An 11545-nucleotide genomic window follows, 5' to 3' on the forward strand; every position below is an offset into this window, starting at 1 on the left:
TCTAGCTTTTTAAAAGGTTAAATCAATTCCTAAGTTAATCCTCTTAGTAGTTGGGTAGGCTCCTTGCGTGTCACTACCTCCACTATATGAGCTTTCGCGGTCGTCAGGTAAATCTGACCAAAAGAACAAGTTATTACCGTTAAGGAATATCCTTAAATTATCAAATCCAGCCTGCTTTACCCATGCCAGGTTATTAAAGGAATAGGCAACCTCCGCCGTTCTCAATCTTAAAAAAGAAGCATCATACAAGTAATAATCACCTACATTCTCTGCCGGTGTTTTCCACCGTGGCAGGAAAGATGAAGCGTTTGGATTATCCTTTGACCAATAGTCTTTAACATGGCCAAAAACAACATCAATATCATTGTTGAAATTGTTAAAAGGAATATACCTGTTGGCGTTGTTAACACCATAGAACTGAACCATAAAACTCCAGCCCCCGTAGTTAAGCCCCAAAGAAAGGTTAGCGGTATTCTGCGGAATATTCGAATATCCAATTGGAGCACTATCTTCAGTACTTTTAATTACTCCATCCGCATTAAAATCAAGTAAATTATAATAGCCCGGAAGTTTTTGAAGATCATTGGTTTCAGTAGGAACGCTGGCAAATACTTCATCCCAGTTGTTGTAAAATCCGGTTGAAATCAGCCTTTTCTGTTGGCCAATTGGATATCCTTTTGCCATTAGATAATCTAACTGCAATGGGGGATCATCGCGAAAGATTACCTCGTTTTCGTTGTGAGTAATAGCCAGGTTAGACCAGACATCAAAACGTCCAAACTTTTTATTAAATCCTAGCTCCACTTCAAACCCTTTGGCCTTTACACGTCCAAGGTTGGCACTGGGAGGAGTTACCCCAAAAAATGAAGGAACAGTTCTACTCCCTCCTGACATCAAAATATCTGTCCTGTCTTCGGTGAAATAATCAACAGTTAAGGACAACATATTTTTCATTAAACCCAGTTCCAAACCAATATTTGTTTTCACTGCTGTTTCCCACTGGATATCAGGATTCCCAACAGATTTTTCCCGGTAGAAAGTATAAGGGCTTCGCCCGTTACTTCTTTCACTTAACCTGGCGTATCCGCCGTATGCAAGCTGTGAGGCATAAAGCCATGGAATTGCACTCACCTTGTCATCTCCCACCTTACCAATGCTGTATCTGAGTTTCAGCCTGTCAATCCAGTCAACCTCGAAAAATTTTTCGTTGGAAACATACCATCCTAAAGCCAGAGACGGGAAAAAATCGAAACGGTAGCCCGGTCCAAACTGTTCTGAACCATTGTAAGCACCGTTTACTTCTAAAAGATATCGTGAGTTATAATCATAAGTGGCACGAAAAACCCAGTCTTCCCGATACTTTTTAAACATACTTCCATAGGCAAATTCTTCTCGTTTAAACACACCCATTGCACTCACATTGTGCGCGTCAAATTTTCTTGCCCAGTTTAATTGTGCTTCATAAGATAATCTCCTGGATACGGGAATCCCGTTGGACCAGTTTGCTTCTTTTATATCTTCCTGTCTAATACCCCAAGGGCTCAGTACCCAATCATATTCTTCGTCACTTACAGGAAGCAACACGGTATATTCACTTGGATCCTGATCGGGTCCTTCATAAAGCATTGGATAGATTTGTTTGTAAGGCACATTTGTACGCGCCTCGTTCGGTCTTATGCTGTTTTGCTGATCCCAGATTCCCCCCTCAGAGCGAATGCTATTATCATAAAACAAACTGGCTTTAAACTTTAATCCTTTGGTTATAAAATCGAGATTTTGAGTAAGCGAGAAATCTGAATTGAGTTGAGTTGTTCTTGTTTCCCGAATACCAATATTGTACACTACTGCAATGGGGTTTAGGGTGTTGTTACCCCCCTCCTGGTAAGCTCCCCATCTACCGTCCTCGTGCATTGGAATCATAAGGTTGGGAGCAATATAATAAGTTGCTGCCCACATCCACCAATCTGCCCGGCTCGTACTCCCTTCGTTATTCCAGTTCGTGTTCTTTTGGCTATAATACCCGGAAAGATTAACCGCAAGTTTTGTTGTTTTACTTAACTGAAAATCAATGTTACTCCGAAAATTAAACCTGTTGAAGTTATAGTTCGGATCATATCCTTTCTGGTTATCAAAGTCTTTGAACATGTCACCTTCGTGCGTATATCCTAACAGTCCGTAATATTTTACTGAATTACTTCCCCCTCTGGCACTAAGTGTCGCCTTGTGCGAGAAACCTACGTCTTTGAACATTTCTTCCTCCCAATCCACATTGGGATAGATTACTGCATACTCAGCCGATTGAGGTTTACGGTAACGTTGTACAATTTCATATGGCACATACGCATTCCATGATGGCTCATTCATAACACCTTCACGTTCAATGATCTCATTCTTCGCCATCATTGCATCATATGAATCCAGCTTTTCAGGCTGTCTGGATAACATTATACCGGTAGCGACGTAATTAAAATTCAGTTTTGTCTTACCTTCTTTACCTCGCTTTGTCGTGATCAGAATCACACCATTTGCTCCTTTCACTCCAAAGACAGCTGTTGCAGAAGCATCTTTTAATACTGAAATGCTTTCGACCTCATTAACATCGATGTTGTTCATGTCTCTCTCAACACCATCAACCAGAATCAATGGTTGGCCACCATTCCAGGTGTTCTGCCCACGAATGTAAATGTTGGTTGCACTTTCACCCGTTAATATACCACCCGGCTCACCGGATGAAGTAAGTGAAACAATACCTGGTAAGTTTCCAGATAAAGCCTGGCGAAGATCGGTTACATTACCCGTTCGTTTTAGCTCTTCTTCCGATGCCTGAGCAATGGAGCCAACAACACTCTCCTTTTTTTGAACACCATAGCCCACAGCTACTACTTCTTCGAGGCCAATACTCTGCTCTTCCATCACTACCTCAAAAGCAGTCTTATTGCCTACCAGAATCTCTTGAGTTTTTAACCCAACAAAGGAAAAAACCAGCGTAGACTCCTGGTTAACATTTGGAATCGAAAAATTTCCATCCACATCGGTCACTGTCCCCTGCGTGGTACCCTTTATCATAACAGATACTCCTGGCAAAGGCAGTCCCCCCTCATCGATCACTCTTCCGTTAACCGTTTTCTGTGCGGAAGCACTCAGACAAACAGTAACGAAGAGGAAACACAACATCAAAAAGCTAACTGCTTTTTTAATTCCGTTTTTGTCTTTCATGAAGATTTATTTTAGGTTAATATTCAGTTTTATTTAGTTTAGTTAAAACTCCTAACTGACAACAAATTACAGTATCCCCAGTCCTTATTTATAAGAAGAATACTGATTCGTTAATGACAAGAATCACGTATAAACCGATAATTGTAATGTTATAGGTTACTTCAGATTTAATATGGCTTACATCGATAAAAACATAGTATAAAAAGGCTGATCGCCTTTCTATTTTCATTGTTAATTTTCATAAGAACTGGGTTTAGTTTAATTGCTAATTATTTATTGGTCAAATATTTTCAATATGCTGCTTTCTTATAATTGCTTCCAGGAAATAATAATCTGCGTAAACAATCGGCACATCAATCTCTGAATTGTGCGGAAGATGACCAGTTGAATGTTTCAATAAGAATCCCATGTTCTCACCAACCGGCGCTAAAAATTCGGGAGAGGACAACCTGGAAAGCATACTCTCGGCCACCCGTATGTAATGTTCTTTGTGTGTTGAATATTGACTTAATTCGTAAAGTGCTGATGTAATAATAGCACCGGCTGAAGCATCATAGGGTTCATTAGGAATGTTGGGTGCATTAAAATCCCAAACCGGAATCGCCCCTTCTTCCAATCCTGGTTGGCTTAAGATAAAGGCGGCTATCTTTTCAGCCTGCTCCAAGAATTCGCTTAATCCCGTTTCTCGGTACATCATGGTATATCCATATAATCCCCAAGCCTGTCCACGAGCCCACGAGCTTTCATCAGAATATCCTTGGTGGGTTTGTCTATGTTCTATTTCTCCAGTTTCTGGATTATAATCGATCACATGATAAGATGAATTATCTGCCCTAAAATGATTTTTCATTGTTGTACGGGCATGTGATACCGCTATATCTTTAAGGTGCCCATCTCCGGTCTCTTTTGAAGCCCACATTAACAACTCCAGATTCATCATATTATCAATGATAACCGGAAAGTCCCATTTGTCTGCATTATGGTCCCACGAGCGGAGACAACCAACATTGGCATTAAAACGTGTTGCCAATGTATAAGCCGACTGTATCAGCACCTTTTTGTATCCCGGGTTACCGGTTATTGAATATGCCTTACCAAAGCTGCAGAACATTTTAAACCCCATATCGTGGGTGCCTGCATTCCACTGTTCTTTTTCTAAAGGAAGAGTAAATTCGGTGGCGATACTCCGCCATGTCGTATCTCCTGTCAATTCCTCTATCATCCACAAATTTCCGGGGAAGAAGCCACTCGTCCAATCACGACTGGCAACCAGCTTTAACTTACCATTTTCAACTGTGCGGGGAGATGTCAAAATACTGTCACGTAAAGGCTCCGAAAGCCTTACTGCATACTTTAACTGTTCCGATAAACGGTTAACTAAATCTAAATCAGAAGTCTTTGGATGCTCGCAAGAAAATAGAGACAGAATAAAGGCGAGCAAGCTAAATTTCATTCTCATAACTCAACAGGTTTAGTTTAAAGTTTAGTTAGTTTATCACATCTGTTTCATCTTACAACCGTTAAATCTCAGGTATCGAAAACTCAATTTGTACAAAGTCAATCACTTATCAACCAGCATAACGTGCTGAACAAATTTCAATCAAGACAGACAAATGCAATCGATTGCTGCAATCGATTGCATAAAGATATTATATTTTGAATAACTAAAATGTGTTAAACAACATGTTTTAAGCAGAACGCCCCCTTTTAAACAGCTCCGGGAAAAGCTACCAACTATTCTACATTAAGAGTAAGTGCATCAGCCATATTCGATATTTCTATCATATTTCTCAAACGAATAACTTCAAAGAAGCCGCTTCTCGTTTGAGTCGGCTTTTTATCAAATCTTTTCGTTAACTCTTCTTTCCTGCTATTCCCTGTTTCACCCAAACGATTGCTTTCCGGCTATTTTTGAAATCGATTTTTTAGAAAAGGTGTATGAGATTAAAATATGCAGTTATTGGAACCGGGGCCATTGGCGGATTCTACGGAGGAAAGCTGGCCAAAGCCGGGAACGAGGTTCATTTCCTGTTCAGAAGCGATTTTGAACAGGTTAAGAAAAACGGACTGCAAATCCATTCTGTTGACGGAGATTTCCTGCTAAACCCTGTTCTTGCCTACCATTCAACCGATGATATGCCAGTTTGCGATGTTATTCTGGTAGGATTGAAGACAACGGCCAACCATCAGCTGGCATCGCTTTTAAAACCCATTTTACACGAAAACAGCCTGGTGGTGCTGATTCAGAACGGACTGGGTGTTGAAGAAAAGCTGGCGGAAGAACTGCCTCACACCAACATTGCCGGCGGGCTTGCTTTTATCTGTTCCCAGAAAAATAGTCCGGGAGTAATTTCTCATTTGGATTTAGGCCGGATCAACCTGGGCCTGTACCGTGGAAACAAGGAACAACTGGAGCAGGTTTGCACTGATTTTTGCAAAGCCGGGGTTGACGCCCATATTGCCGAAAGTCTGGAATATGCCCGGTGGCACAAACTGGTTTGGAATGTTCCTTTTAACGGGATGTGCGTTGTTCTGAATTCCAACACCGATCACCTGATGGAAGATGAATCCATTCGTGAACTGTCGCACGATATGATGCAAGAAGTGGTGGAAGCCGCCCAAAAATGCGGGTACAACCTCGACAACGATCTGCCCCATAAAATGATCAACATGACCATGAAAATGGAGCCTTATGCACCCAGCATGAAACTGGATTTCGATAACAAACGCGCACTGGAAGTGGAAGCCATTTATTCTGCTCCGGTAAAAGCTGCCCAAAAAGCCGGGTACAAAATGAAAAAAGTAGCCATGCTGGAACAACAGCTAAAATTCATCAACTCGCGCTTATCTTAAACAGAAAAGCCTCTACATCCTTTACACCTCCGGTTCAATAACGTTCTGCTCACAGCAGGTTCGGCAGCTTGTATTGTTTTCAGATTCAATAATTCGTAACTTGTTGGAAGCGGGTCAATTAATTGCCCCAGAACCCATTAAATCAAAGTTATGGATACCAATGAACTACTTATTCGGAAACGTGCGCACGAACGTCTGTTGGCCTTAGGCATTGCAGGTATTTGCATCATCCTCGGATTTCTACTGTTTCTTTTTGCCCCCGATGCACCGGCCGAAGGAACAGCGAATTTGGAGTGGGCCAACAAAAAATTTATGATGGCCAACGTGGGGCCGGGTGTTTTCTTTGCACTTTTTGGTGCGGTCATAACGGTTTACTCGATCGTTACGCAGGCCAAAACACAGAAAACCGTCACCAATAATAATGGTCAGCAAACGGAGACTACGACCACTTTTCAGTTTCTTCAGAAAACAGAAAAACAGTCAGAGGCTTCGATCAATGTACGGGCAAACTATCAAAAAGACTTTCGTACGTATTCACACATTTTGGATAAGCTGAATTCCGGCGAACCGGTTCCGAACAATCTCAGGCTCGAATTTGAAACCGCCTTAAACAACACCCGGCAATCGCTGATGGCTTCCGTCTGGGACGAACAGTGGGGCGAATACCCCGATTTTGACAACTGGCTCAAGCGAGGCTGCCCCGAGCCGGTTCCCGACAAAATTCTGGAGGCAGCCAAATTCTTTCAGGGAAAATAAAATCACTCAGCCATGAAAAACAATTACTCCGACATTTACCCCGATCATGTATTGCAATATTACACCACCCGTTACCCCGATAATATCCGGTGGAACTTCAATAACCTGATGCTGGCAAAACTTTATGCGCCGGAACGCTTCAATGCGTTTGGCGTGCGACTGGAGATTCCACTCAAGCCACATCCGCAATTTTCTGACTCTCCGTTTTCATTTTATGCCGATGTTCAGAACAAGGTGATTTATGCTCCCATTTCGTCGGTTAAATTTATCGACGATCTCTCGGTAGCTTCGGCTTGGCTTGAACGAAACGGATATAGCCAGGAAACACTGGTAGATTATCTTTCCGTGCTGAAATACGGTTTCAACCGCTTTCCTGCCGGGCAGATTCCCGATCCGATCAAAGCGCTTCATGTTCCTGAAAAGGCCTGGGAAAGCGACCAGTGGGTGGACGATGTTTCGCAGAAACTGCTCAAATCCATTATTGTGTGGATACTTGGACACGAGTTGGGACACATCGTTTTCCAACACCCTTCGTACCAAAGTGTTTCGTTTGAAACTTCGCAAAAATGCGAGCAGCAGGCCGATGGTTTCGCAACCGATATGTTCCGGAGAATTGGAACCATGCCAGGAGGGATGATTTTGCTTTTCACCCTTTTTACCAATTTCTTTGGTCACCGGGGCGATTTTACAAACCAGGCTGATTGGGAAAACTACATGCGAACCTCCACGCATCCGGTTTCGTCCGACCGCTTAAAAGTGATTGCCAACGAACTGATAATGGATTCGGAGTCGTTTGTGGGAGCTGAACCCGACTTTTACAAATCGGCAAAACTAACAAAGGGAATAGGTTTGGAAGCCAAAAAAATAGCCGAAATTATCGAAGATCCCGAGATGCAGACCTTTCTTACCGGGCATGCCCTCGCCATTGATCTTTCTTCACTTTACCCGCGTCGCCCGGGTGAAAATGCAATTACCGAATCAGAATATTCTGATGCAGTATTTTCTGATGTACCCTTTTCTGGTTTGTACAAGGGGGAACACGAACGTCAGCTAAAAAACGGTGAAAAAGAAGCGCTTGCCTCCACCGCCGTATTTTACCGGAAAGGAAACCGGGTGAACGGCCGTTTTAGTTTTGGCGTGGGAGTAGCTGAACTTCAGGGGCTACTAGAAAACGATGCACTGCACTACAACTGGACCTGGGGAAAAACCGGCGGCAGAGGCATTCTAAAAGCCGAAGATTCTTCTTTTTCCGGAACCTGGGGCTACGACGACCAAACCAGCGGCGGCGGAACCTGGACAGCCACCCGCTCCAACCAAAACCTGAGTCATAAAAGCTAAAAAGAATCCATTTATTAGACCACAATTCACTTTCTTTGCGGCTAAAGGACTCAAAAAAACTTTACTATGACGATTCTTTCTTCGGCCCAGAGGACAATTAGATTATTTATGATGCTGCTTTCGCTTGTTTTGGTAAGTGGATGTGCAAATACCGACCAACAAAACGAGGCTCAAAGCAAGCCCAATATCATTATGTTTATGGTAGACGATATGGGCTGGCAGGATACCTCTGTTCCTTTCTGGACCGAAGAGACCGAATTTAACCGGCGCTACTATACTCCGGCGATGCAAAAGCTCGCCAATGGAGGGATGATGTTTACCCAGGCCTATGCCAGTTCAGTATGCTCGCCTACGCGTGTGAGCCTGATGAGTGGGATGAATGCCGCCCGGCACCGCGTTACCAACTGGACACTCAGAAGAAACCAGTCGGTAGATTCCCAACACCCGGTGCTTAGCTATCCCCAGTGGAGTGTAAACGGTATTCAACCGGTAGATTCCATCGAAAATGCCACTTACGCGACATTACTGCCACAGATATTACACGACAACGGTTATTTTACCATCCATTGCGGGAAAGCCCATTTTGGCGCCATGACCACACCTGCAGCCGATCCGTTGAATTGCGGGTTTGATGTAAACATTGCCGGGCATGCAGCGGGCGGCCCCGGAAGTTATTACGGTACCGAAAACTTTGGCAACAAGGAAAAAGGAGGCCACTCCGAACCATGGGGGATTCCGGGACTGGAAAAATACCACGGCGACAGCATTTTTCTGACCGAGGCACTGACACTGGAAGCCATCCATGCGTTGGATTCTGCGCGCGACTCGAATCAACCTTTTTACTTATACATGTCGCACTACGCCGTGCACGTTCCTTTGTATGCCGATAAGCGGTTTTACCAAAAATACCTTGATGCAGGTCTAACCGATGCAGAAGCGCGCTATGCTTCGATGGTGGAAGGCATGGACAAAAGCCTCGGAGACCTGATGAACTACCTCGATGAAAATGGCTTGACAGAGAATACCATCATCCTTTTTATGTCCGACAACGGAGGATTCAGCCTTAAACCAAGGGAAGCCGTGCATGCCAGCAACAAACCACTTAACAGTGGAAAAGGCTCGGCTTACGAAGGTGGAATCCGCGAACCGATGATTGTAAAATGGCCGGGAGTGGTTCAGCCAAAAACCAAAACAGAAAAGATGGTCATTATCGAGGATTTCTTCCCAACCATTCTCGAAATGGCAGGAGTTAGCAACTATCAAACCGTACAAACGGTAGATGGGATGAGCTTTGTGCCGGTGCTGAAAAACGACGCACCCAAAAACGAAAACCGCGATCTTTTCTGGAATTTTCCCAACAACTGGGGCCCAAGCGGACCGGGTATCGGAGCCACCTGTACCATCCGAAGCGGCGACTGGAAGCTTATTTATTACTATGCCGACCAGCGTTTTGAGTTATTCAACATTCGCGAAGACATTGGCGAGCTAAATAACTTGGCGGAACAGGAAACCGAAAAAGTAAAGGAACTGGCTGTGAAATTGGGTGAGTACCTCAGAAGTGTGGACGCACAACGACCACTTTTTAAAGCAAGCAACCAGCCTGTGCCGTGGCCCGACGAAACACTCTGATTTTAAAGGAGGAGTACGACAACACAAGAAATATCCGGCAAATAATAACCCGAGCCTACCAACAAATCGTTTGTGTGGTTGTTTAGTGGATTAAGTGAAATTCATAATTACAAGCCATGAAGAAGATTTTTTCAACCCGATTACACCCATCTGGCCTCCACTTTTCGTTACTGATCCTTCGCGTGGGAACAGGAGCTTTTATGCTCACCCACGGCTATCCGAAACTTCAGCGTTTGCTGTCCGGAGAATTTCAGTTTGCGGATCCGTTCGGTCTTGGCCCCGGAATTTCGTTGGGGCTGGCAGTTTTTGCTGAATTTTTCTGTTCCATCTTACTGATTTTAGGACTAGGAACGCGACTGGCTACCATTCCCCTGATTGTTACTATGTCGGTGGCAGCATTTATTGCACATGGTGCTGATCCTTTTGCGCGCAAGGAAATGGCTTTGCTGTACCTGCTTAGTTACGTGGTGCTTTTGTTCTCAGGACCAGGAAAGATTTCGGTAGACCAATTGCTGGGCAAACGATAATAAAAACCGGCAACATCCTCATCAGCGATAGATGAAGTCTAAGATTTACAGTAGCTTACTAGATGTTTTGTGTTGACTTTTACTCTTGATTCGATCAAGAGTAAAAATGGTGCATTATCCTAGCACCACCAACAAACCACCGGTAATAAAGGCAATTACCCACCACAAATAAGCATAACGCGAATAAAGATGAATCTTCTTTGGAATGCGGTTGTACAGGCCTTCTTTCAGGCATATCCGCCACAGTAAAACCGCATCGGTAAACATACCCGCCAAAGCCAGGTACCCCAGAATTCCGTGAAGGGTAAAGGCCCCTTCTGATGATCCAATGATCATATAAACGGTTGCGGTAATGTCGAGAACGACACCAAGAGTGATAAAAAACAAGATGGATTTTGTGAGAAGTCGTTTGCGATGTTCCCGGTAAATACCTAAAGAATAGGCGACAAAAGCGAAAAGCACCACAATGGTTCCAATACGGAGCAATGTACTCATAAAATGACTGTTAAAGGGCGTTGAAATTAACAGAAATTATGAGATTTCACATAACATCTCTATGCAAGAAGTCAAACAACTTGGGCCCAGCAATGCACTCTTCCGTTTAAAAAACTATCTTTCAGAAGATTACAAAGCCATCAATCTTCCCACAAAGATTTGGCATCTTTCGGCCGGTTTTGACAGAAAATAGCCCAAATGCCCGTTCTACTTCTTCACCAGGGACGTTTGAAGCAACTGAATAACCTCGGGAATATCGCGGGTTATGGACATGGCCGAACGTGTTGCACCCGAAATCGCGGAAATATCTTCTCCGTAGATCAGGCGGCCACCCGAGTAAGCTTCAAATTGCGAAAGCCATTTGCGCGAGGCTATTTCACCGCCGTGCTCCGACCGGTACCTCAGCAAACTCACCGACTGTATTGTCCCTTCCTTATCTGTGATGATCAGGTAATCAAACAGATCGTAACGTCCCTTCGATTCGGTAAAAACTGCAAAAAAGGTGGCCGGTTTATGATCGTATTTGAACTGATAAGCCACGGTTCTGCGCTCGTTTTTAACCTGTGCCGTTAAATCAAACCGCTCCAAAACCTCCACATCCTTGGTCTTCAGGCTCTTCTCAAGTTGCCCGACGGCTTTCTCTTCCGGGTAAAAGTCTGCTGCCGGGTCATTGACACCGGCAACAGATATAAAGCATACAAAAATTAAGATACGTAACATGTTTCAATCGT

General features: G+C 43.8%; 9 protein-coding genes. 5 read left to right on the forward strand and 4 right to left on the reverse strand.

Translation table 11 applies throughout. From position 1 onward, the window contains the following. Positions 1-9: 9 nt before the first annotated feature. The gene (locus tag INQ51_RS06740) at positions 10-3216 is read right to left on the reverse strand and encodes a SusC/RagA family TonB-linked outer membrane protein (protein WP_233377115.1); all 3207 of its coding nucleotides are present in this window, start codon (positions 3214-3216) and stop codon (positions 10-12) included. Positions 3217-3496: 280 nt separating this feature from the next. Further along, positions 3497-4675: a glycoside hydrolase family 88 protein gene (locus tag INQ51_RS06745; protein ID WP_233377116.1), complete on the reverse strand. Its 1179-nt coding sequence runs from the start codon at positions 4673-4675 to the stop codon at positions 3497-3499. A 479-nt stretch (positions 4676-5154) separates the two neighbouring features. Here INQ51_RS06745 and INQ51_RS06750 point away from each other — a divergent pair, with 479 nt between their 5' ends. From INQ51_RS06750 to INQ51_RS06770, 5 genes are all read left to right on the forward strand, one after another. Next, positions 5155-6069, forward strand: coding sequence for a putative 2-dehydropantoate 2-reductase (locus INQ51_RS06750; protein ID WP_233377117.1), 915 nt, complete (start codon positions 5155-5157; stop codon positions 6067-6069). Positions 6070-6219: 150 nt separating this feature from the next. After that, complete coding sequence (locus tag INQ51_RS06755; protein ID WP_233377118.1) at positions 6220-6825, forward strand: hypothetical protein; 606 nt, start codon at positions 6220-6222, stop codon at positions 6823-6825. A 12-nt stretch (positions 6826-6837) separates the two neighbouring features. Then, positions 6838-8163 carry a phage exclusion protein Lit family protein gene (locus INQ51_RS06760; RefSeq protein WP_233377119.1) on the forward strand — a complete coding sequence of 442 codons (1326 nt, stop codon included), beginning with the start codon at positions 6838-6840 and terminating at the stop codon, positions 8161-8163. A 66-nt stretch (positions 8164-8229) separates the two neighbouring features. Beyond that, positions 8230-9792, forward strand: coding sequence for a sulfatase (locus INQ51_RS06765; RefSeq protein ID WP_233377120.1), 1563 nt, complete (start codon positions 8230-8232; stop codon positions 9790-9792). A 116-nt stretch (positions 9793-9908) separates the two neighbouring features. Further along, positions 9909-10319 carry a DoxX family protein gene (locus tag INQ51_RS06770; RefSeq protein WP_233377121.1) on the forward strand — a complete coding sequence of 137 codons (411 nt, stop codon included), beginning with the start codon at positions 9909-9911 and terminating at the stop codon, positions 10317-10319. Between the two features lie 114 nt (positions 10320-10433). Here INQ51_RS06770 and INQ51_RS06775 read toward each other — a convergent pair whose 3' ends face one another. Together INQ51_RS06775 and INQ51_RS06780 are read right to left on the reverse strand one after the other, a co-directional pair. Beyond that, on the reverse strand, positions 10434-10814 hold the full coding sequence (locus INQ51_RS06775; RefSeq protein WP_233377122.1) for a hypothetical protein: 381 nt from the start codon (positions 10812-10814) through the stop codon (positions 10434-10436). Between the two features lie 207 nt (positions 10815-11021). After that, positions 11022-11534, reverse strand: a complete 513-nt coding sequence (locus tag INQ51_RS06780) for an FMN-binding protein (RefSeq protein ID WP_233377123.1) — start codon at positions 11532-11534, stop codon at positions 11022-11024. Positions 11535-11545 lie beyond the last annotated feature (11 nt).

This window comes from Maribellus sp. CM-23 (genome assembly GCF_021354595.1).
Lineage (GTDB): Bacteria > Bacteroidota > Bacteroidia > Bacteroidales > Prolixibacteraceae > Draconibacterium.